Genomic DNA, 21,935 nt, shown 5'->3' with positions numbered 1-21,935 from the left:
CCGCGTACTGAATCTTCATCTCCTGTATCTTAAGAGCATCCCATAATTTTTAACCAATGTTCATTTTCAGTTGGCACTACATTGGTCAGCTCGGACAGCTCGTCTAAGGTTTAGCTCGCTCTAACTCGAATAAAAGATTGCCCCCTGAAACAGCGGCGTCGAGCGAATGACCATCGGTCCTTCCACGGTCCAGTATAACGGCAGCTCTAGATTCAAGCAGGCCCTCTGCCTTTAAGCCGCTTTACAGCGCTGCAGTAGAAACGACGGTGCATCCGCATGACGCTCACAAGAACATCAACCCTAACTCCACTTCCCTATCCCATCGATCTGATAGTATCCCGTAACTTCTTACGTTGCTCCTTATGCCATCCACCGATTCATAAATACCCCGGATCGTTTTCCTAGCTTGTTCAAAAGACTGCAGCGGCTGCAATAATATGGAATGTATCCTATAAAATTGCTGGAAAGGTTTGCTATTACGATATACACATCGTCAGCTTCGCAACGCATTCTAGACTTTCACCACTTCGTAGGCCGCGGCATAAGATGGTCTATACTGTGTTGCTTGGAAGGAGTGCCGTCTAAGAATGCTGACCGGAATCACAATTGTATTCCTCGGTGGGGATGCCCGGCAGGTGGAGGTCATCAACAAATGTGTCGAGCTGGATGCTACAGTACGGGTTGTTGGATTCGACCGATGGGAAACACCCCTTAAAGGAGTCTCGCAGGAGACGTTAAGCCCCGGCTTGCTGGCCGGCGCGGACGTAATCATCCTTCCGGTAATCGGTTGCGATGATCACGGTGTCGTCCCGGCGCCGTTCTCTGCAGAACAACTGGTCATTAAACGGGAATGGTTTGCCTCCGTCCGAACAAGCACGCTGGTCTATACCGGTATTGCCAAGAGCTTCCTAAAGCAAATGGGCGAGGAGCACGGCTTCCGGATCATTGAGGTGCTCGAACGTGATGACGTCGCCATTTATAACTCGATTCCAACGGCGGAAGGCGCAGTAATGATGGCGATTCAGAACACGGACATCACGATTCACGGTTCGAACTGTATCGTACTTGGGATCGGGAGGACAGGGTTTACGCTGGCAAGAACGCTGCAAGGTTTGGGAGCGAATGTGAGGGTAGGGGTACGTCGTGAAGCTGATGTGGCCAGGGCGGTGCAAATGGGCTGGAAGCCTTTTGTGACAAGGGATTTGGCCGCCAACACAGGGGATGTTGACTTGATTTTTAACACAATTCCGACTATGATAGTCACAGCGCAAATCATCTCGAAACTGCCCCGTACGGCGGTGATTATCGACCTGGCTTCGGCGCCTGGTGGAACGGATTTCCGTTTCGCTGAGAAGCGCGGAGTGAAGGCGATTTTAGCCCCTGGCCTCCCCGGAATCGTCGCTCCCAAATCGGCTGGTATTATTATGGCGAACACGATTTGTCAGTCGATTATGGATGAGTATCAATCACGGGGGGATGAACAGTGAATTGGCAGGGTAAAACGGTAGGTTACGCCATTACGGGCTCGCATTGTACGTTTGCTGAGGTAATGCCACAGATCCAACGATTTATTGACGGAGGGGCGAAGGTTGTGCCGATCATATCCCAGTCGGTACTGACGACCGACACCCGTTTCGGTAAATCGGAGGATTGGCGCAAACAGTTGAAAGATATTACCGGGAATGATATTATTTCTTCAATTGTCGAAGCCGAACCGCTGGGTCCAAGCAAGCTGCTGGACGTGTTGGTTATCGCTCCTTGCACGGGAACGACGACGAGCAAACTGGCGAATGCGATAACGGATAGTCCCGTATTGATGGCCGCAAAAGCCCAGCTGAGAAACGGGCGACCGCTTGTCATCGCGGTGTCGACGAATGACGGTTTAGGTTTTAATTTGGCAAATATCGCGAAATTAATTGTGGCCAAGAACGTATATTTCGTTCCGTTTGGTCAAGACAATCCGACCGGCAAACCGAATTCGCTCGTAGCAAATATGGAACTGATTCCTGAAACATGCTATGCCGCGCTTGAAGGCAAACAGCTGCAACCGTTAATTATCGAACGTTTTCATGGATAACGTTGCGCAGCCGGCATACCATGTATGAAGCACCGTTCGGGTTGTTTCACGCCGTGATCTTTACAGGACGGACTCAATATAGGTGGGAAGTATCGGAACAAATTGCTCAAAGGCGCAGCATGGAATGCCGTATACCATCGCGGAGATCATTGCGGCGAAGGGGTATGTTTTCGAAGCTCTGGGTTCGTTAATCTTGCTATTACTAACGGAATGAAGTCATCGCTTTACTCCGCACTTATTAACTGGAGGAATATCCATGCGCATTTTGGTGCAAAAATTCGGTGGCACGTCTCTTTCGACGAAAGAAGCGAGAGAGCATGTCATCTCACACGTACGCCGGGAACTGGATAACGGTTTCCGGCTCGTCGTGGTGGTTTCGGCTATGGGCCGAAAAGGGGATCCTTACGCAACGGACACCTTGCTTGATTTGGTGTCTGAAGGGGATTGCTATTTACCCCCTCGCGAACAAGATTTACTGATGGCTTGCGGCGAAATTATTTCTGCAGCCAAGCTGTGCAGCTTGCTAGCTGAGCAGCACATCTCTTCGGTCGTCTTGACTGGAGCTCAAGCTGGATTCCGAACGGACAGCCAGTTTGGCAATGCGAGAATTCTGGATATCGTTCCGACACGGGTGCTGGAAGAACTGCAGCAGAAGGATGTCGTGATTGTGACAGGGTTTCAAGGTCAAAATCAAGACGGCGACTTCACAACGCTGGGGCGTGGAGGTAGCGATACCTCGGCTACGGCGTTAGGGGCTGCGTTACACGCCGAAATGGTTGATATTTATACCGATGTGAACGGGATCTTAACTGCGGATCCCCGGATTGTCGAGGATGCGAAGCCGCTGGAATACGTCAGCTACGCAGAAATCTGCAACATGGCGCATCAAGGGGCTAAAGTTATTCATCCCCGCGCTGTAGAAATTGCGATGCAAGCAGGAATTCCGGTACGGGTTCGCTCGACTTTTTCGCAAGGGGAAGGAACATTGGTTGCTAACCCCGAAGGATTTAAGGACGTACAACTGGGGATTGTGGATCGTTACGTGACTGGGATTGCCTATGTGGCGAACGTGACGCAAATCCGGGTGGAATCCGTTGGCAACGGCCCACATCATCTACAGCTGCAAGTTTTTAAATCCATGGCAGAGAACGACATTAGTGTTGATTTTATTAATGTGACCCCAACCGGTGTCGTTTATACGGTCTTTGATAAAGATTCGGCGAAGGCAGAAGCGGTGTTGAGATCGCTGGACCTTTCACCGCAAATATGCACGGGATGCGCCAAGGTGTCCGTCATCGGCGGCGGCATTAACGGCGTTCCTGGAATTATGGCCAAGATCGTTGAGGCTCTGACCGAGCAGGGCATTCAGATTTTGCAATCGGCTGATTCGAATACTACGATTTGGGTTTTGGTGCGGAAGGACGATATGGTGCAGGCGCTACGAGCGTTGCATGCGAAGTTCGAACTGGGACGCTAACCAAGCATGTGAATTCATCGCTTAAGGAAATTGAAGGCATACTGAGAAGACGGCAATAAATAAGCGAAGCGGGAGACGGGAGGAGGATATGGCGTGATTGATTTCGGAAGAATGATTACAGCCATGGTAACGCCTTTTAATGATCAAGGAAAAATTGACTGGGACCAAACCGCAAGCCTGATCGACTATTTGGTGGAGGAGCAGCAATCTGACAGTTTGGTCGTAAGCGGAACGACGGGGGAGTCCCCTACACTAACGGATGAAGAAAAGCTTGAGCTGTTTGCCTTCGCGGTAAAACATGCAGCCGGACGCTGCAAAATTATTGCTGGCACAGGAAGCAATGATACTGCTCATTCCGTTCATTTGACGCGTGAAGCTGAAAAATGCGGAGTAGACGGGATTTTGCTGGTCGCTCCGTATTATAATAAGCCGAATCAGGAAGGCCTTTTCCGCCATTTCGAAGCGATTGCGGCTGTAACCAGCCTGCCGGTTATCGTGTACAACGTGCCTAGCCGTACAGTTGTCAGCTTGAGCGTGGAAACGACGCTGCGGCTGGCGCAAATCCCAAATATCGTGGGGACCAAGGAATGCGCGCCTCTGGATCAGGTTGCTATGATCGTTGCCCAGGCGCCGGAGCATTTTAAGGTTTATTCGGGTGATGATGCCTCGGCACTTCCAGCGATGGCGGTCGGAGCTTACGGTGTCATTAGCGTGGCCAGCCATGTCGCAGGCCGCTCCATCAAAGAAATGGTTGCACAATTCTTTAATGGGAACGTAGAGCGGGCAAGCCAGTTGCATCGCGAGCTTCTGCCGTTATTTAAGGTGTTGTTTGAATGCCCGAATCCAGTAGCCGTGAAGTATGCATTAAATGAAACCGGCCATCCAGTAGGAACGGTTCGTTTGCCGCTGGTGCCGCCAAGTGAACAAGAAGCGCAGCGGATTCGCAGCTTCCTCAAATAGCGGCTGTCTATCTTTGAATAACCAGATATGTGCTGTATTCCCAGAAACCGATGCCTGATTTGCAGGCATCGGTTTTTTTGTCGTGGCACAAGGTAAGGTTAGACGTAGGGAAAAGCGCTGACTTGTTTTTTGCCAATTTAATCATGTATAATGAGTTCAAGTGACTGGGTGCGGTGAATTATGAATTAAATGGCTTGTTCAAGAAGTTGGCTTCTGCCAGTGTAAGCGAGTACGGAGAACGTTTTACCAGACCGCTTGGTATAGATGAAGCTGTGGATTTTACTAGAACTTGATTGAACAACCATTTGATATGACTTTGAGAAACGGCGAGTTCGTCTTGATCAAGGCGATTGTTTATTCCTGCAATTTACAGGCTTTGGAATTTAGATGTAGCGTTTGGAGCTATTTCCATAGGAATTTTCGATACGACGTCCATAATAATAGGAGGGTTAGATTCACTTGTCTAAAAAAATAAATAATGAGAAATTGACGATTTTCGCATTGGGCGGCGTCGCAGAGATTGGGAAGAACATGTATGTCGTTCAATATGCCAATGACATTGTTGTCATCGACTCCGGACTTAAGTTTCCGGAAGAGGACATGCTCGGCATCGACATCGTCATTCCCGATATCACTTACTTGACGGAGAACCGCGATAAAGTAAGAGGCATCGTATTGACGCACGGCCATGAAGACCATATCGGCGGTTTGCCTTACGTGCTGAAGAACTTGAACGTTCCGGTTTACGGGACGAAATTAACTTTAGGTCTGGTTGAGAACAAACTGAAGGAAGCGGGACTGCTCGGCGAAACGAAACGCGTATTGATCAATGCCGATTCCGTGATTGAGCTTGGAACAACGATGAAAGCTTCATTCTTCCGGACGAATCATAGTATTCCGGATTCGGTGGGTGTATGCATCGAAACTCCGGAAGGGAATGTCGTTCATACCGGTGACTTCAAATTTGATCATACCCCAGTCAATGATCAATATGCGGATTTGCACCGAATGGGCGAAATCGGGAAGAATGGCGTGCTAGCGCTGTTATCCGACAGTACTAATGCGGAGAGACCGGGCTTTACGCCATCGGAGAAGAATGTTGGCATCGTACTTAGCGATATTTTCCATAAAGCGAAGCAACGCGTAGTTGTAGCAACCTTCGCTTCCAATGTTCATCGGATTCAGCAAGTCATCGATGCGGCACACGCAACGAACCGGAAGCTGACCATCATTGGCCGCAGTATGGTGAACGTGGTGACAATCGCGGAAGAGTTAGGGTATCTGAACGTACCGGACGGAATCATCATTGAGCCGGAAGAAGTTAACAAGATGGCTGCAGATCGGGTTGTCATTTTGTGCACTGGTAGCCAAGGTGAACCGATGTCCGCCTTGACGCGGATGGCTCGCTCGACGCATCGCAAGGTTGATATTCTTCCAGGCGACACGGTTATCATCGCGGCAACACCGGTACCGGGTAATGAGAAGTACGTAGGCCGGACGATTGATGAATTGTTCCGCCTCGGAGCAGAAGTCATTTACAGCGGATCGAATTCCGGTGTTCACGTTTCGGGTCACGGCAGCCAGGAAGAGCTGAAGCTCATGCTGAACCTGATGCGGCCGAAATATTTTATTCCGATCCACGGGGAATATCGTATGCTGCGGAAGCATGCTTTGCTTGGGGAGTCGGTTGGTATTGATCCAGACAATATCTTCCTGATTGATATCGGGGATACGATTGAGATTCAGAACGGTGTAGCTCGCAAAGCTGGGAAAGTTCCAGCTGGTAATGTGCTCATCGACGGTCTTGGCGTAGGCGATGTCGGCAATATCGTATTGCGCGACCGCAAACTGTTATCCCAAGATGGGATCCTGGTTGTGGTTGTCACGCTGAGCAAGCAAGACGGAACGATCGTATCCGGACCGGATATTATCTCCCGCGGCTTCGTTTATGTACGTGAATCGGAAGGCTTGCTGGAAGAAGCGAACCGTATTGTCTCCAGTACACTGGAGAAGCTGATGAGCGAGAACGTAAACGAATGGGCTTCGTTGAAAACCAACGTGAAGGATGCCCTTGGCCGATTCTTGTATGAGCAAACGCGCCGTAGACCGATGATTTTGCCGATCATCATGGAAGTATAATGATGAATTAACCAACTTAAGCACACAGTCGCCCCTTTCCTGCCGGTTATTATGGACGGTTTCCGCAGGAAAGGGGCTTTTTGTCGTTTTCATGCGATATGGCGTGAGGTTCCTGATTTGAGGTCTCTCTTGCATAGATTGAAGAAGGTTGTCGGCATACTAAGGGCTGCATAGACAACGAGACTTCGTCGGATTGCCGACACCGAAAGGAAGGCTTAATCATGAATAAGCACTTAAGCAAATCAAGCGTTCGCAGTGAATCTGAACTTCCGCCAACGACCGAACCGGAGAAAAAAGAAGCCACAGTTCCAGAAATGATTCAGCAGCTCGGGCAAACGGCGGTGCCTACTCCCGGTGAATCGAATGTGTATTGCTTAACGATCATTGGTCAGATCGAAGGGCATTTAGTGCTTCCGCCGCAAAATAAGACAACGAAATATGAACACGTTATTCCTCAATTAGTGGCAGCGGAACAGAATCCGCGGATTGAAGGACTGTTAATTATATTAAATACCGTAGGCGGCGATGTGGAGGCGGGGCTTGCCATTGCAGAGATGATATCTTCCCTGTCCAAGCCTACCGTCACGGTTGTTATCGGCGGCGGGCATAGCATCGGTGTTCCGATTGCTGTGGCCTCCGATTATTCCTTGATCGCCGAAAGCGCCACGATGACCATCCATCCGATTCGCATGACCGGGCTCGTGATCGGAGTTCCTCAGACTTTTGAGTATATTGAGAAGATGCAAGAAAGGGTCGTGCGTTTTGTAACAACCCATTCGAAGATATCCGAGGAGAAGTTCAAGGAGCTGATGTTTAAGACGGGGGAATTAAACCGGGATATCGGTACAGCAGTTGGCGGCAGCGATGCAGTGAAGTACGGGCTAATTGATGCCATCGGCGGGATTGGGGATGGATTAGCCAAGCTGAATTCGATGATTGAATCGAAGCGGCAAGCGAAGCAAGCAGGAGGGATAACCCAATGACGCATTATACGATCTTGCCGGAGGAGGCTTATTGGGAGAATGCCGATAACCAGGCGGCGTACGGTGAAATCGAACTGAACGGCGTGCTGATGCAGGTGCGGATGGAGGAGGGCAATCGGGCGACCATCGTACGGCTGCTGCGCTGCCGACTGGAGGATTATTTGAACCCCGATCTGGCGCCCGGCCGGCAAATTACATTTTACCCCACGTTATTAAAGTGAGAATCTATGCCGGCGACGGCATCTTTTCTAGGCCCCCCTCGGTGAATATGGTATAATATTCATCTAGGGGGTGTTTTCGTTTTGCCACGGAAACGGAAGAAGAGGAAAGCTGCGATCGGCAGCATACTGAAATACGAAATATACGGAATCATCCTAATCACTTTATCGATTATCGCCTTGAGCGGGGAGGCTGCCGTAGGAAGGACGCTATCGAAAATGGCTGCGTTGATCCTCGGCAAATTTTATTTTGTGATCCCCTTAATTGGCATTTACATAGGACTAGCTGTCATGATCAACCGGAAATGGCCGAATCGCTGGAACGCTCGCCGCAGCGGTGTGCTGCTGGCAGTGTTAGCGCTGACGCTGATGAGCACCATTTCGGCCATGCAGCATAAGCTGGCGCCAGCCGTGCCTTTATCTACAGGTAATGTGCTGGGCCAGATTCACCGCGATCTGCAAACAGCGTTGTTCCAGCCTGCGGTGAGCGATGCCGGCATCAGCCTGCTGGGCCTGGATATTAGCGGCGGCTATGTTGGTGCACTTGAATTTGCTTTGCTTTATTCTTTGTTTGGCATGGCCGGTGCGAAGCTGATTATGATCGTGCTGTTGGCGATTAGCTTCATGCTGGTGACCGGATTATCGTATGTGGATTTATTCCGAATGCTGAATTCCCGATTGGCCGTGCTGGCCGAAAACTTCGGAAAAAAAATGCGCATGCTTCGTCCGATCCCCGTGCGGAACAAAGCTAAACGAGCGGTGAAGAAGACAGAGCCTGTGGTTACCACTTATGATGATTCGGAGGATGAAGAATCTTCTCTCGATGAAGAAGCGGTGCCAACTGCAAGCGGTAAGAAGCCGGTATTTTTCCAGCTGCTGAACTTCAAGGGAAGATCGGATGAACCAGTGGAAGCAGCGCCCATCAAAGATGAGAAGCCTGCGGTCGCGGAGTCTGCTGAGCAATCGGTGGATGCAGGAATCAACTGGAATGAAGTCAACTATATCGGCAGGGATGAGGACGAGTCTAGGAAGTCAGACGGATTTGCTGGCAGTGACACAGGGCCGATTATCCGTGATTTCTTCGACCACATTCAGCAGGAAAGCTTCCATCAAGATGAGGAACCCGATGAGGACGAGCCTGGGCTGCATAGCGCTCTCTCTCCTAGCGTCCCATTCGAGGAAACAGCACAGGATGTACTTGATCCAGTAGGAGGGGATATCTCCGGGGATAATGATAAATCCGGGCTTGGGAATCCTGCAGCCGATATGCTTGAGGGGGCTGGTGAGGCTGAGGGCGACGGACAAGCTGCGGCACCGCCGCCTGCGCCTAAGCCCGCTCCGAAGCCGTACAAGCTGCCTTCGTTCCGGCTTCTGTCGAAACCGGCTGGGGCAGGGAAGTCCGGTGATCAAGCGGATTATATGCAAACCGCGCGGAAGCTGGAAGCTACGCTCGAAAGCTTTGGCGTGCGGGCCCGGGTGTTGGAGGTCGTACGCGGACCTGCGGTAACCCGTTACGAAATTCAGCCGGATATCGGTGTGAAGGTCAGCCGAATTGTTAACTTAACGGACGATATCGCCTTGGCTCTGGCAGCGAAGGATATCCGGATGGAAGCACCGATTCCAGGGAAATCTGCGATTGGTATCGAGGTGCCGAACAACGAGGTTTCGCTGGTGACGATGCGCGAGGTGATGGAGACGCCAACGTTTATGGAGGCGGAGTCTAAGCTAAGCATAGCGTTTGGGCGAGATATTTCCGGTCAAACGATCGTGGGCAATCTGGCGAAGATGCCTCACTTGCTGGTGGCCGGGGCTACCGGCTCCGGGAAGTCGGTGTGCATTAACGGCATTATCACCAGCATTCTGTTCAAAGCGAAGCCGGATGAAGTGAAATTTATGATGGTCGATCCGAAAATGGTCGAACTTAATGTGTATAACGGTATTCCGCATCTGCTCACTCCGGTTGTGACCGATCCGCGGCGCGCTTCACTAGCGCTGAAGAAGATCGTGGTGGAGATGGAGAAACGATATGAGTTATTCTCCAAATCGGGAGCGCGGAATATTGAAGGCTACAACCAAATGATGGCGGACCAACCTGAGGCGGTGTTGCCGTATATCGTGGTGATTGTCGACGAGTTAGCGGACCTCATGATGGTTGCAGCCAGCGATGTCGAGGATGCCATCGCTCGTTTGGCGCAGATGGCCCGGGCGGCGGGGATCCATCTGATCATCGCGACGCAGCGGCCTTCGGTAGACGTCATCACCGGCGTAATCAAAGCCAACATCCCGTCACGGATCGCGTTTGGCGTATCGTCTCAGGTCGATTCCCGAACGATTCTGGATATGGCTGGTGCCGAGAAGCTTCTAGGCCGCGGGGACATGCTCTATATGCCGATGGGCGCGTCTAAGCCGATCCGGGTGCAGGGGGCGTTTATGAGCGACCAGGAGGTCGAGGCGATTGTAAACTATGTGCGGGGGCAAGGCCAAGCCGAATACGACGAAAGCCTGGTACCTGAAGTGGATGAAGAAGTACAGGAAACCGAAGAAGTACAGGACGAGCTCTTTGATCAAGCCGTCCAAATCGTACTGGAAGCCAAGCAAGCCTCTGTTTCCTTGCTGCAACGACGGATGCGGGTTGGGTATACTCGTGCTGCGCGTCTGATTGACTCCATGGAGGCGCGAGGAATTGTTGGGCCATATGAAGGCAGCAAACCGCGGGAAGTGTTAATGTCCATCGATCAATATAAAATGGGAAGGATCTCTTCTTGATTCTGTAGAATCGAAGGGGCCTTCCCTTTTCTTTAATTCGTCTAGCTCGAACCTTATGGGTGCATAGGAAGGGACAACGGTTGTCATACTAAAGTTACCCATCCTTGTAGAACAACTTCTAAGAAGAGAGGTAGAGCTAAACGTATGAAGAAAGCAAAGATCTGGTTTGCCTCCGGTTTAGTGCTGCTCTTGTTCGGAATCGGATACGGGGCCGACGTGCTCCGGCATACGCTTACCGAGGGCAAAGTCAATACTTATAAAGCGCAGCCCGCGTTCAGTGAACAGGTTATCGATTATGGAGCTTTCGGGAAGGACGTGTATGAGCTGCAAGGACGGCTCGCTTATCTCGGTTTTTATCATGGGAAGCTGGACAGTTATTTTGGACCCAAAACCCTCGAGGCGCTTAAATGGTTTCAGTCGGAATTTGGCATGAAGGTTGACGGACTCGCAGGTCCCAAAACGAAACTGAAGCTGTACAATGCCACAAAAAACTGGAAGCCAGGCATGGAGTACGCGAATACCGGCGGAAGCAAGAAGTCCCAAGACGGTGCGGCCAATAAGTCCAGTGGCGGCGGCAGCGTCAAAGCCGAATCCGAAGATCTATCCGCCTCTAACACTATGGGGCTGTCGGAGAACGATTTAAAAATTATGGCGAATGCGGTATACGGAGAGGCACGGGGGGAACCCTTCGAAGGGCAGGTTGCCGTAGCTGCGGTTATTTTGAACCGGGTGAAGTCGCCGAGCTTCCCTAACACCGTATCCGGCGTGATATTTCAGCCAGGCGCATTTACAGCCGTTGCCGACGGTCAAATCTGGCTGGAGCCAAACGAACAGGCACGTAAAGCTGTGCAGCAAGCGCTAAACGGCTGGGATCCAACCGGCGGTTGCTTGTATTACTTTAACCCAAAAACGGCGACATCGAAATGGATCTGGTCGCGTCCGCAGGTGAAGACGATCGGAGAGCATATTTTCTGCATGTAAATAGCTAAGTTTCGAAGGAGCAGCCGCTTGTCGTCAGGTTGCTTCTTTCCTTTGAATTGGTATAGAATGGAACTGACTTTCTTGTAAAGGAGTTTTGGCTTTGAACAAAACGCGATTTGAGCGCGGCACCGTAGGCCATATTCGTCTGCATGTCCTGCCGACCAACCGATTCAAAACTTTTGCCATTTCTCTATATGCGGGACTGCCGTTGCAAGAGCAAACGGTTACCGCAACGGCCCTTACTCCGTTCGTACTGCGCCGGGGTACGGAATCATATCCGGAAACGACGCAGTTCCGCGAGCAGCTGGAGCATATGTACGGAGCGGGCTTCGGCTTTGATGTATATAAACGCGGCAATTACCAAATGGTCCAGTTCCGTATGGACACGATTAATGATTCTTTTGTCAAAAGCAACGATTCCCTCTTGGGACAAAGCTTTGCTTTTCTAGGGGAAGTCGTAACCAAGCCGGCGAAGGAGAACGGGGTGTTCCGCACCGCCTATGTGAACTCCGAACGGGAGTCCGTTCGTAAGAAGCTGGAAGGGATCATTAACGATAAAATTCGCTATGCGGCTGAACGCTGTACAGAAGAGATGTTTAAGGACGATCCGTACCGCCTCCATCCATTGGGTGAACGGAGCGAACTGGACGGCATAACGCCCGAATCCTTATACGCCTCCTACCAAAGCTGGCTGCAGCAAGCGCACCTGGATTTATATGTGGTGGGCGACACGACGCTGGCCGAGGTGGAGGAGCTGGTTGCCAAGCATTTTAGCTTGAATCGTTCAACCACTCCAGCATATAAGCCGGAGCAGGTGGATCTTCGAGGGAAGGAAGTTCGGACCGTAAAAGAAGTGCTCGACGTCAATCAGGGCAAATTGAATTTAGGTCTTCGTACACCGATCACTTATGGAGACGATCGCTATGCTTCCTTGCTGCTCTATAACGGCATTCTGGGCAGCTATCCACACTCTAAGCTGTTCCTCAATGTACGGGAAAAAGAAAGCTTGGCATACTATGCCGCCTCTCGTTACGACGGGCATAAAGGCATCGTCAGCATTCAATCCGGCATTGAAATTGCCAATTATGAGAAAGCCCTTCGCATTATCGAAGCGCAGCTGGACAGCATGCGTGCTGGAGAAATCAGCGAGCTGGAGATGAGTCAGACGAAGGCGATGATCCGCAACAGCTTGCTGGAGATGCAGGATTCCGCTTTTGATATGATCGCCTATGACTTCAACCGCGTTCTGTCTGGTAAAGACCGGTCGGCGGAGGAACTGCTTCATCAAGTCGAGCAGGTTCAACCTAAAGATGTTGTAGCGGCCGCGGAAACCGTCCAGCTTGATACGATATACTTTTTGACAGGCCAGAAGGAGGGGTAGGCGGATGGAAACGATACGTTATGACGCTTTGCAGGAAACGCTGTATCGCGAAACGATGGACAACGGTTTGCAGGTGTATGTACTCCCAAAACCGGGCTTCCAGAAAACGTACGCCACGTTCGCGACCAAATACGGCTCAATCGATAACCATTTCCGGGTAGAAGGGCAAGACGACATTTCGGTTCCAGATGGTATTGCCCATTTTCTGGAGCATAAAATGTTTGAGGAGCCTGAAGGCGATATTTTTGCCACCTTTGCTTCCCAAGGCGCTTCCGCGAATGCGTTTACCAGCTTCGACCAGACGGTCTACCTGTTCTCGGCAACGGAGAAGATTGCGGCCAACCTGGAGACGCTGATTAATTTCGTACAGCATCCTTACTTTACCGACCAGAACGTCGAGAAGGAAAAAGGCATTATCGGCCAAGAGATCGGCATGTATCGGGATAACCCGGATTGGCGGGTCTATTTTGGCCTGATCGAAGCGATGTATAAGGTGCATCCGGTTCACATCGACATCGCCGGCACCGTAGAATCGATTGGCACCATTACCAAGGAAACGTTGTATACGTGTTACAATGCGTTTTACCATCCGAGCAACATGCTGTTGTTCGTCGTTGGCGGGGTAGATCCGGAGGAAGTGTTCAAGCTGGTCCGGGATAATCAAGCGAAAAAGGAATACAAACCGCAAGGATCCATCGAGCGGTTGTTTGATCCGGAGCCGCGTGAAGTGTCGGAGAAACGGCGGGAATCCCGCCTGCCGGTGTCGCAGCCAAAATGCTTATTTGGCTTTAAAGAGACGCGCCTCGGCTTTGCCGGCGAGGAATTGCTGCGCCGCGATCTGGCTACGAAGCTGGCACTGGATCTGCTGTTTGGGGCCAGCACGAAGCTGTACCAAAAGCTGTACGATCTCGACCTGATCTCTGACAGCTTTGGCCATGAATACAACAGCAACCCGAATTACGCGTTTTCGGCGATCGGCGGGGATACGAAGGATCCAGACCGGATGCTGGCTGTAATTAAGGAGGAAACTGAGGCGGTGCTCGCTTCCGGATTCCGTCAGGAAGATTTTGAACGGGCGCGCAAGAAGAAGATCGGTGGATACTTGCGCATGTTGAACTCGCCGGAGAACATCGCTCACGAATTCACCCGTTACAAATTCCGCGGCGGCGATCTGTTTACGGTCCTTCCGATTTATGAATCGCTGACCTTGGAAGAGATTAACGCGCGGCTGCGCGAGCATATCGATTGGGAGCAGCTTGCCGTCTCGATTGTGGTGAGCCCGTAAATGCAGACCAATCATGGGATAGGAAAAAATATCGCGGACATGACCGTCCTCATCACTGGAGCAAGCCGGGGGATCGGCGCCGAGGTGGCGCTGCGGTTCGCTTCGGTGGGCATGAACGTGGTCATTCATTATATGAAATCTCACGAAGCGGCCAATGAGGTCGCCCGCAAATGCTTGGAGCTCGGAGCCAAGGCGTACACGGTCGCGGCAGACCTGCGCAGCAAGGAGCAGATCCTGCGGATGAAGGAACGGCTCGACAATTACGGGTTGTATCCCGACATATTGGTCAACAACGCGGGCATCTCGCATTATGCACTCTTGTCCGATGTGACCGAAGACGAATGGGACGACATTATGAACGTCAATTTGAAAAGTGTGTTTCTCTGCAGCCAGCTGTTTATGCCGCATATGATCAGCCAACGCTTCGGGCGTATTATCAACGTTTCTTCCGTTTGGGGAATCACGGGTGGCTCTTGTGAGGTTGCCTATTCGGCAGCCAAAGGCGGAGTTAATGCATTTACCAAAGCGCTGGCCAAGGAACTGGCCCCCTCCGGTGTTACGGTGAATGCCGTCGCTCCAGGAGCGGTGAAGACCGAGATGATGGAGCGGTTTGATGCGGAGGAGTTGCGGCAGTTGGAGGAGGATATTCCTATAGGACGGCTGGGTTCACCGCAGGAGATCTCCTCATTAGTTTATTTTTTGGCGCTGCCGGAATCCGGTTATATCACCGGGCAAATCATCAGCCCCAACGGCGGCTGGATTACCTGAGTCCGATGTTTTCACAGGTTTTGGATTAAGTGTTGGAGCTCGGCGCGCGCATAAAATCCCCGGGATTTTCGCATATTACGACTGTTGATTTTAAATCGCCAAGCGAAGGAGGATTTATCATGTCAACAGTACTCAAAAATTTTGATACATGGAAGAAATTCCTGGGTGATCGCGTCAAGCATGCGGAAAATGCCGGCTTCAGCGAAGAGGAAATCACCAACCTCGCATACGAAATCGGCGGTTTTCTGGACGACAAAGTGGATCCGCAAAACGAATCCAACCGCGCGCTCAAAGAAATTTGGGATGTGGGTACGGAAGAAGAGCGGAAGACCATCGCTCGTCTGATGGTGAAGTTGGCCAAGAAAAACGCATAGTTCGATCTTTGGAAAAGCTCCCGCTTCGGGAGCTTTTCCCCCATTTTCTCCGCCCGCTTGCCTTTCAATTTTATTTTATATATCATAAAACACATATGAACATCTGTTATCAGGAATGGGAAGATTTGTTCTTTATAAATTGTTTTCTGCGAATTAGCAGGAATTAAGACCTATTTTGTCGAAAGAGCAAGAGGATATGGAGAAGGTGTCTGGGATGGATGAGAAGCAATGGTACTTAGAATACAAAATACATAAAAATCGCCCAGGACTTTTGGGGGATATCGCCTCCATGTTAGGGATGTTGGAGATCAACATCTTAACGATTAACGGCGTGGAAGGCAAGACGCGCGGGCTGCTGCTCGAGACCAATGATGACGGAAAAATCGAACAAGTCAGTCAGTTATTGAACAAGGTGGACAGTATTACGGTCACCGCTTTGCGGAATCCGCGTCTAGTCGATTTGCTCGCCGTCCGTCATGGACGCTATATCGATCGGGATTCCGATGATCGCAAGACGTTCCGATTTACGCGGGATGAGCTGGGGATCTTAGTTGATTTTCTAGGCGAAATCATGAAACGGGATGGCCATCAGGTGATCGGACTACGAGGGATGCCTCGTGTGGGGAAGACGGAATCGATTATCGCCGGAAGCGTCTGCGCGATGAAACGATGGACGTTTGTATCTTCAACGCTCTTGCGGCAAACGGTACGCAGCCAATTGTCAGAGAATGAAATGGACCCTAGGAATGTATTTATTATTGACGGTATCATAAGTACTCTTCGTTCCAATGAAAAGCACCATCAGCTCTTGCAAGAGTTGATGTCCATGCCTTCCACGAAAGTTATCGAACACCCGGATGTGTTTGTGAAAGAGTCTGAATATAGTTATGACAATTTTGACATAATTATTGAATTGCGTAACAATCCTGATGAGCAAATCGTTTACGATACGTTCACGACAATTTATACGGACGATCTCTAAACGATGAGCCGCATAAAGAAATCATAAGCAGGAGGTGATGGTCGTGTCGGATTTGGGCCAGCAGTTAAGAGAAGCCCGCCTTGCCAGAGGTTTGTCGCTGGATGACGTACAGGAAATGACGAAGATTCGCAAACGATATTTGGAAGCCATCGAAATGGGGGATTATAAGGTTCTGCCTGGTAGCTTCTATGTTCGGGCTTTTATTAAAACGTATGCGGAGACCGTCGGCTTGGACGCGGACGAACTGCTTGCCGAACATCGGCAAAACGTGCCTTCTACAGCTCCGGAACCTACGATGGAACCGGTGATTCAAAAGCGCCGCAGCCGGCAGCACAACGAGCGCAACTCGAAATGGCTGTCCACGACGCTGATGTGGTCGTTTACTGTGCTGATTTTGATTGTTATCTATCTGTATTTCACAGTATGGGGAAACAATAACGATCAAGCGGATAACAATAAGGAGCCGGATCCTACGCCGGTCACTCAGGGGACCAACCAAAATGGCAACAAAACCGGTAATACAGCCAGTGGCGATGCCGTAGGCGGGAACAATGGCGCCCAGAATGGGACAAACAATGGTGCGGAATCGGGATCAAATCAGGGTACCGATACGAATACCGGGAATGCGGGGAACGCGGGAGACGAATCCCCGACGAATGATACCGATAATCAGGCGGTGACGATCGTACCGGACGGAACGGAAGGTAGCACTACGAAGTTCAAGATTCAAAACCCTGGGACGGGGCCTGTGCAAGTCGTGATTACAGCTAGCGGAAAAAGTTGGGTTGAAGTACGCAAAGGCAACTCTAAGGGTGAGAAGTTGTTTTATGACAACACTAAAGAAGGCGACGTATTAACCTATGATATCGGACCGGAAGGGTTATTCGTCAAATCGGGTAATTCCTCTCAAACCGTGATCACGGTCGCCGGACAAACAATTGAGGATGGAAAGACGACGTCCAAGTTCCTATTGAACCTTGATGACGGAACAGGCGGCGGTACCACAGGGGATACCGGAACGGAAGACGCCGGTATGGGTAGAGACAATTCAACCACAGAAGGCAACGAATAAGCGAGGCCGGCCACAAGCTGATCGCTTATTCGCTTAATCAAAAGCGCGGTGAGGACCATCAGGTCAAGCAGCGCTTTTTTGGCTTTATTCGGCAGTATGGTAATGGCGGCGACGAATGGCTCGACTTTGCGATTTTTTTTACATATAATTTAATTATGTAAAGATTGGAAACCGAGAAAGGAATGTGACTTATGGCTTCGGAAAATTCTTTCGACATCGTTTCAAAAATGGACATGCAGGAATTGACCAACGCAATCGACCAAACGGAACGGGAAATTGCAAACCGCTTCGATTTCAAAGGTAGCAAGAGCGAGCTGAAGCTGGAGAAAGACGAACTGGTTATCGTTTCTGACGATGAATACAAGCTGGGAGCGGTCATCGACATCCTGCAATCGAAAATGATTAAGCGCGGGTTGCCGATCAAGAACTTGGATTACGGCAAAGTGGAACCGGCATCCATGGGCACCGTGCGTCAGCGAATTAAATTGAAGCAAGGGATCGACCAGGAAAATGCCAAGAAAATTAATGTGCTGATTCGCGATTCCAAGTTGAAGGTCAAAAGCCAAATTCAAGGCGATCAAATTCGCGTAACAGGCAAGAGCCGTGACGATTTACAAGAGATTATTCAGATGCTGCGTAAAGCCGACTTGTCGGTGGATTTGCAGTTCACCAATTTTAAATAGTGCACAAGGGTCTCCTGCAGGGAATATCTAGCTGCGGCAGGCCCTTTTCATATTTTTGACAGCATTGGTCCCGGAATATTATACTTGTAGAGGTTGTTTAATCCTTAAGTTTGACGGGAATTTTGGCTTTCAACGATGGGGGAAATGGTTCATGACAGAAAAGGTAAAAATCGTGACATTGGGCTGCGAGAAAAATTTGGTGGACTCGGAAATCATGTCGGGTCTAATTGAGCAGCGCGGCTATTCCTTGGTGGATAATCGCGAGGATGCAACCGTCATTATCGTCAACACCTGCGGATTTATCGATGCGGCGAAGGAAGAATCGGTAAATACGATTCTTGAGCTGGCCGATTTGAAGGAAAGCGGAAGATTGAAAGCACTGATCGTTTCCGGGTGTTTGACGCAGCGATATAAGCAGGCTTTAATGGAGGAAATGCCGGAGATCGACGGTATTGTGGGGACGGGAGATTTTCACCAAATCAATCGGATCGTTGACGAAGCGCTGAAAGGCAAGAAGCCGGCGCTGGTCGGCAACCCTGTCTTTAATTATGAACAAGCGTTGCCGCGCAAGCTGTCTACAGCCCGCTACACGACCTACGTGAAGATCGCTGAGGGCTGCGATAACAACTGTACGTTCTGCAGCATTCCGATCATGCGCGGGAAGTTCCGCAGCCGTTCCATGGAATCGATTTTGGAGGAAGTCCGCAGCATGGCGGCCCAGGGCGTTAAGGAAATCAGCCTGATTGCGCAGGATTCTACCAATTACGGTACCGACTTGTATGGCGAGTTTAAGTTGGCAGAGCTGATGGATCGCGTCACTCAGGTGGAAGGCGTGGAGTGGGTGCGGTTGCATTATGCTTATCCCGGCTTCTTTACGGACGAGCTGATTGAGATGATGGCGACCAATCCGAAAATCTGCAAATACGTGGATATGCCGCTACAACACAGCGAAGACTCCATCTTGAAACGGATGCGTCGGCCTGGCCGGAATCGCGACATCCGCGAGCTGGTTGCAAAGATTCGTGCGCGGATACCGAACGTTTCTTTACGTACGTCTTTGATCGTTGGGTTTCCAGGGGAAACGGATGAAGATTTTGAGCGGTTATGTGAGTTTGTGCGTGAGATCAAGTTCGACCGCCTTGGTGTATTTACCTATTCCAAGGAAGAGGATACGCCGGCATCACGTTTGCCGGATCAAGTGGATGAAGAGGTCAAAGAATGGCGGGCGAATACGCTGATGGAGATTCAGCGGGAGGTTGCAAACGCCAACAGCAGTAAGTACATCGGTCAGGTTCTGGACGTGCTGATCGAACGTTATGACGGGCGTAGCGACGTTTACGTCGGCCGCTCGCAATATGACGCTCCGGAAATTGATGGCGAAGTTTACGTCACGAATTGCCCGGTCGGGCTAGGAGAACTGACCAAAGTGCGAATTACGCATGCTTTTGATTATGATTTGTCCGGGGAGGCTGTCCTGTGAATTTGCCCAACCGTATCACATTAGCTCGTATTTTCATGATTCCGGTGATGCTGGTCTTCTTGCTGTTGGATGCCGGATGGCTCGCCTATGAGCTGACGCTTGGCGAGTACTCGTTGCCGGTAAACCAACTGATAGCGGCAGTGCTGTTTATTATCGCTGCCAGCACGGACGGAATTGATGGTTACATCGCTCGTAAATATAATCTGGTCACCAATTTAGGTAAACTGCTTGATCCGCTTGCAGATAAGCTGCTGGTAGGAACGGTGCTGATTGGTCTTGTGGCCTTGGGCAAATGCGATGCCTGGATTGCAGTTATCATTATCGCCCGTGAGTTTGCGGTGACCGGCTTGCGTGAAGTTGCGCTTCTGGAAGGCTCCGTCATTGCGGCCAGCAAGTGGGGCAAGGCGAAGACCATCACGCAGATCATCGCGATTTCGGCGTTGCTCCTGAACAATTTTCCGTTTGAATGGTTGTCGATCCCGTTTGATGATATCGCGATTTGGCTGGCGGCAATCATCACGTTGTATTCAGGGATTGATTATTTCGTGAAGAATAAGAGCGTGCTTTCTTTTTCCAAAGTATAAATGGATTTTGGGAGTTAAGGCAGAACACTGAAGGAGGCATGCGAAAATGAAAGCGGAAATTATTGCGGTAGGGACAGAGCTGCTGCTTGGTCAAATCGTCAATACAAATGCACAGTACTTGTCTCAGGAGTTAGCCGCGCTTGGGCTCGATGTTTATTTCCAAACGGTGGTTGGCGATAATATGAATCGACTGGCGGAAGCGGTAAAGACGGCATCGGAGCGGGCGGATGTGCTGATCCTAACCGGCGGGCTGGGTCCAACCCAGGACGATCTTACGAAGGAAGCGCTGGCTGAGGTACTCGGTCGGACGCTATACATCGATCCGGAAGCGATGGCGAATATCGAGCGATTCTTCCAAGACCGCGGTGTCCCAATGACGGAGAACAATCGCCGTCAGGCGCTCGCCATTGAAGGGGGCACGCCGCTTCCGAATGAAACTGGTCTGGCGGTGGGCAATGCGATTGCGTTGAACGGCAAGTTCTATATCGTATTGCCTGGTCCGCCAAAGGAAATGAAGCCGATGTTCGAGCATCAGGCGAAGCCTTGGATTTTGAAGCATGTGCTGACCAGCGAGATGCCGATTTTTTCGCGAATGCTGAAGTTTGCGGGGGTTGGCGAGTCTGCCTTGGAGACCAAACTGCTCGACCTGATTCAGGCGCAAAGTGATCCTACGGTAGCGCCCTATGCGAAGGAAGGCGAAGTTACGATTCGCATCTCCACTAAAGCGGCAAACGAGCAGGAAGCGGCGGTGAAGCTGGATGCGATGGAGCGTGAGATTGCCTCGCGGCTGCCGGAGCATTTGTACGCGAACGTGGATGAGCCTATCGAGAAGACGATCCTCGATTTAATGGCTTCGCGCGGTCTTACGTTGAGCGCAGCCGAAAGCTGCACCGGCGGCCTACTCATGGAGATGTTCACCGCATTGCCCGGCAGTTCAGCCGTGTTTACGGGCGGGATCGTATGCTACTCCAATGCGATGAAGGAGAAGTTGCTCAACGTGCCGCATGACCTGCTTGAAGGTGAAAATGCGCCAGGCGCAGTCAGTTCGGAAACGGCCAAGGTCCTGGCGGAGCAGGTGCGCCTGACTGTAGGCACCGACATTGGGCTGTCGATCACCGGCGTGGCAGGGCCTGCTCATTCTGAGCGCAAGCCTGTGGGGCTCGTGTATGTTGCGATTGCGCGCGAGGGTGCGGATACTGCCGTCTTCGAACTGAACCTCAAGGGCAACCGTGAGATCATTCGACTGCGCGCTGTGAAGTCGCTGTTCTACCAATTGTGGCGGGTCTTGCAGGGAAGATAAGGTGGGCTTTTCACTGTACAGCAGCTTAGTGTATAGTGGCTTATTTTTACGCATTATCCCGATCAATCAGGGGAAGGGCAGGAGTGCTTTGCAATACGAGCGGGCTCAATGTTCCAATGTTCGTTCGTTGCTTTGCAGCTCTTGCGTTTTGGAAGAATATGACATATAATCAAGATACGGAAGAACCGTAGCAAACGGATTGAGTTGTGCTGCGGTTCTTTTTTTGTTGGGAGAGTAACGTTGGAAGGGGGCGTTGGAAATTGGGGAGTATGAACCGGTTGAGTTGATTGTCGCTTTGCTAGTTTAGTTATGGTGCGTCGGATTGGTGGGAACAGGGAATCTATTCGAAAAATTATATATAATTGTGCTTCATGAGGCCAAATCTACGTGATCTGTATGAAAAATCGATTATAATCCGGTACGAT

General features: G+C 50.7%; 19 protein-coding genes. All 19 read left to right on the top strand.

What is annotated here, in order from left to right; genetic code table 11:
- Nucleotides 1–587 precede the first annotated feature (587 nt).
- The 19 genes from dpsA (at nucleotide 588) to PBA01S_RS18835 (ending at nucleotide 21,510) form a co-directional block, all read left to right on the top strand.
- The gene (dpsA, locus tag PBA01S_RS18925; RefSeq protein WP_127576521.1) at nucleotides 588–1,487 is read left to right on the top strand and encodes a dipicolinate synthase subunit DpsA; all 900 of its coding nucleotides are present in this window, start codon (nucleotides 588–590) and stop codon (nucleotides 1,485–1,487) included.
- Nucleotides 1,484–2,077, top strand: a complete 594-nt coding sequence (locus tag PBA01S_RS18920; protein WP_028539134.1) for a dipicolinate synthase subunit B — start codon at nucleotides 1,484–1,486, stop codon at nucleotides 2,075–2,077. Before dpsA ends, PBA01S_RS18920 begins: the two co-directional genes overlap by 4 nt.
- Before the next feature lie 256 nt (nucleotides 2,078–2,333).
- Complete coding sequence (gene dapG, locus PBA01S_RS18915; protein ID WP_016312392.1) at nucleotides 2,334–3,554, top strand: aspartate kinase; 1,221 nt, start codon at nucleotides 2,334–2,336, stop codon at nucleotides 3,552–3,554.
- A gap of 93 nt (nucleotides 3,555–3,647) precedes the next feature.
- Nucleotides 3,648–4,514, top strand: a complete 867-nt coding sequence (gene dapA / locus PBA01S_RS18910; protein ID WP_016312391.1) for a 4-hydroxy-tetrahydrodipicolinate synthase — start codon at nucleotides 3,648–3,650, stop codon at nucleotides 4,512–4,514.
- 459 nt (nucleotides 4,515–4,973) lie between these two features.
- On the top strand, nucleotides 4,974–6,653 hold the full coding sequence (locus PBA01S_RS18905; protein WP_009223067.1) for a ribonuclease J: 1,680 nt from the start codon (nucleotides 4,974–4,976) through the stop codon (nucleotides 6,651–6,653).
- A gap of 221 nt (nucleotides 6,654–6,874) precedes the next feature.
- Nucleotides 6,875–7,636, top strand: coding sequence for a ClpP family protease (locus tag PBA01S_RS18900; protein WP_127576520.1), 762 nt, complete (start codon nucleotides 6,875–6,877; stop codon nucleotides 7,634–7,636).
- Complete coding sequence (locus PBA01S_RS18895) at nucleotides 7,633–7,857, top strand: YlzJ-like family protein (protein ID WP_127576519.1); 225 nt, start codon at nucleotides 7,633–7,635, stop codon at nucleotides 7,855–7,857. The genes PBA01S_RS18900 and PBA01S_RS18895 overlap by 4 nt, the downstream gene beginning before the upstream one ends.
- Before the next feature lie 81 nt (nucleotides 7,858–7,938).
- Nucleotides 7,939–10,620 (top strand): FtsK/SpoIIIE family DNA translocase, encoded by a 2,682-nt coding sequence (locus PBA01S_RS18890; RefSeq protein ID WP_127576518.1) that lies wholly within the window; start codon nucleotides 7,939–7,941, stop codon nucleotides 10,618–10,620.
- Nucleotides 10,621–10,764: 144 nt separating this feature from the next.
- Nucleotides 10,765–11,601 carry a spore cortex-lytic enzyme gene (gene sleB / locus PBA01S_RS18885; protein WP_028539130.1) on the top strand — a complete coding sequence of 279 codons (837 nt, stop codon included), beginning with the start codon at nucleotides 10,765–10,767 and terminating at the stop codon, nucleotides 11,599–11,601.
- Between the two features lie 100 nt (nucleotides 11,602–11,701).
- Nucleotides 11,702–12,982 carry an EF-P 5-aminopentanol modification-associated protein YfmF gene (gene yfmF / locus PBA01S_RS18880; RefSeq protein ID WP_028539129.1) on the top strand — a complete coding sequence of 427 codons (1,281 nt, stop codon included), beginning with the start codon at nucleotides 11,702–11,704 and terminating at the stop codon, nucleotides 12,980–12,982.
- Nucleotides 12,983–12,986: 4 nt separating this feature from the next.
- A complete protein-coding gene (yfmH, locus tag PBA01S_RS18875; protein ID WP_016312385.1) occupies nucleotides 12,987–14,267 on the top strand; it encodes an EF-P 5-aminopentanol modification-associated protein YfmH in 1,281 nt (426 codons plus the stop codon).
- The gene (gene ymfI, locus PBA01S_RS18870) at nucleotides 14,268–15,035 is read left to right on the top strand and encodes an elongation factor P 5-aminopentanone reductase (protein WP_036624996.1); all 768 of its coding nucleotides are present in this window, start codon (nucleotides 14,268–14,270) and stop codon (nucleotides 15,033–15,035) included.
- 119 nt (nucleotides 15,036–15,154) lie between these two features.
- Nucleotides 15,155–15,409 carry a DUF3243 domain-containing protein gene (locus tag PBA01S_RS18865; RefSeq protein ID WP_016312383.1) on the top strand — a complete coding sequence of 85 codons (255 nt, stop codon included), beginning with the start codon at nucleotides 15,155–15,157 and terminating at the stop codon, nucleotides 15,407–15,409.
- 214 nt (nucleotides 15,410–15,623) lie between these two features.
- A complete protein-coding gene (locus PBA01S_RS18860; protein ID WP_016312382.1) occupies nucleotides 15,624–16,391 on the top strand; it encodes a DUF3388 domain-containing protein in 768 nt (255 codons plus the stop codon).
- 43 nt (nucleotides 16,392–16,434) lie between these two features.
- The gene (locus tag PBA01S_RS18855; protein ID WP_085278759.1) at nucleotides 16,435–17,463 is read left to right on the top strand and encodes a helix-turn-helix domain-containing protein; all 1,029 of its coding nucleotides are present in this window, start codon (nucleotides 16,435–16,437) and stop codon (nucleotides 17,461–17,463) included.
- 191 nt (nucleotides 17,464–17,654) lie between these two features.
- A complete protein-coding gene (locus PBA01S_RS18850; protein WP_009223078.1) occupies nucleotides 17,655–18,146 on the top strand; it encodes a YajQ family cyclic di-GMP-binding protein in 492 nt (163 codons plus the stop codon).
- A gap of 151 nt (nucleotides 18,147–18,297) precedes the next feature.
- Complete coding sequence (gene rimO / locus PBA01S_RS18845; RefSeq protein ID WP_016312380.1) at nucleotides 18,298–19,626, top strand: 30S ribosomal protein S12 methylthiotransferase RimO; 1,329 nt, start codon at nucleotides 18,298–18,300, stop codon at nucleotides 19,624–19,626.
- Nucleotides 19,623–20,210, top strand: coding sequence for a CDP-diacylglycerol--glycerol-3-phosphate 3-phosphatidyltransferase (pgsA, locus tag PBA01S_RS18840; protein ID WP_028539125.1), 588 nt, complete (start codon nucleotides 19,623–19,625; stop codon nucleotides 20,208–20,210). Before rimO ends, pgsA begins: the two co-directional genes overlap by 4 nt.
- Before the next feature lie 46 nt (nucleotides 20,211–20,256).
- Entirely contained in the window at nucleotides 20,257–21,510 is a 1,254-nt protein-coding gene (locus tag PBA01S_RS18835) for a competence/damage-inducible protein A (protein WP_127576517.1), read from the top strand.
- Nucleotides 21,511–21,935: the final 425 nt, after the last annotated feature.

It is taken from the genome of Paenibacillus barengoltzii NBRC 101215, assembly GCF_004000745.1.
GTDB classification, from domain to species: domain Bacteria; phylum Bacillota; class Bacilli; order Paenibacillales; family Paenibacillaceae; genus Fontibacillus; species Fontibacillus barengoltzii.
This window is presented reverse-complemented; position numbering and strand designations above follow the sequence as displayed.

Bases quoted from the DNA above. Each gene is read 5' to 3' on its own strand.
- PBA01S_RS18900 (WP_127576520.1), top strand. From the start codon at position 6,875: ATGAATAAGCACTTAAGCAAATCAAGCGTTCGCAGTGAATCTGAACTT.
- dapG (WP_016312392.1), top strand. From the start codon at position 2,334: ATGCGCATTTTGGTGCAAAAATTCGGTGGCACGTCTCTTTCGACGAAA.
- PBA01S_RS18835 (WP_127576517.1), top strand. From the start codon at position 20,257: ATGAAAGCGGAAATTATTGCGGTAGGGACAGAGCTGCTGCTTGGTCAA.
- PBA01S_RS18850 (WP_009223078.1), top strand. From the start codon at position 17,655: ATGGCTTCGGAAAATTCTTTCGACATCGTTTCAAAAATGGACATGCAG.
- yfmH (WP_016312385.1), top strand. From the start codon at position 12,987: ATGGAAACGATACGTTATGACGCTTTGCAGGAAACGCTGTATCGCGAA.
- rimO (WP_016312380.1), top strand. From the start codon at position 18,298: ATGACAGAAAAGGTAAAAATCGTGACATTGGGCTGCGAGAAAAATTTG.
- ymfI (WP_036624996.1), top strand. From the start codon at position 14,268: ATGCAGACCAATCATGGGATAGGAAAAAATATCGCGGACATGACCGTC.
- PBA01S_RS18895 (WP_127576519.1), top strand. From the start codon at position 7,633: ATGACGCATTATACGATCTTGCCGGAGGAGGCTTATTGGGAGAATGCC.
- PBA01S_RS18865 (WP_016312383.1), top strand. From the start codon at position 15,155: ATGTCAACAGTACTCAAAAATTTTGATACATGGAAGAAATTCCTGGGT.
- sleB (WP_028539130.1), top strand. From the start codon at position 10,765: ATGAAGAAAGCAAAGATCTGGTTTGCCTCCGGTTTAGTGCTGCTCTTG.
- PBA01S_RS18860 (WP_016312382.1), top strand. From the start codon at position 15,624: ATGGATGAGAAGCAATGGTACTTAGAATACAAAATACATAAAAATCGC.
- dpsA (WP_127576521.1), top strand. From the start codon at position 588: ATGCTGACCGGAATCACAATTGTATTCCTCGGTGGGGATGCCCGGCAG.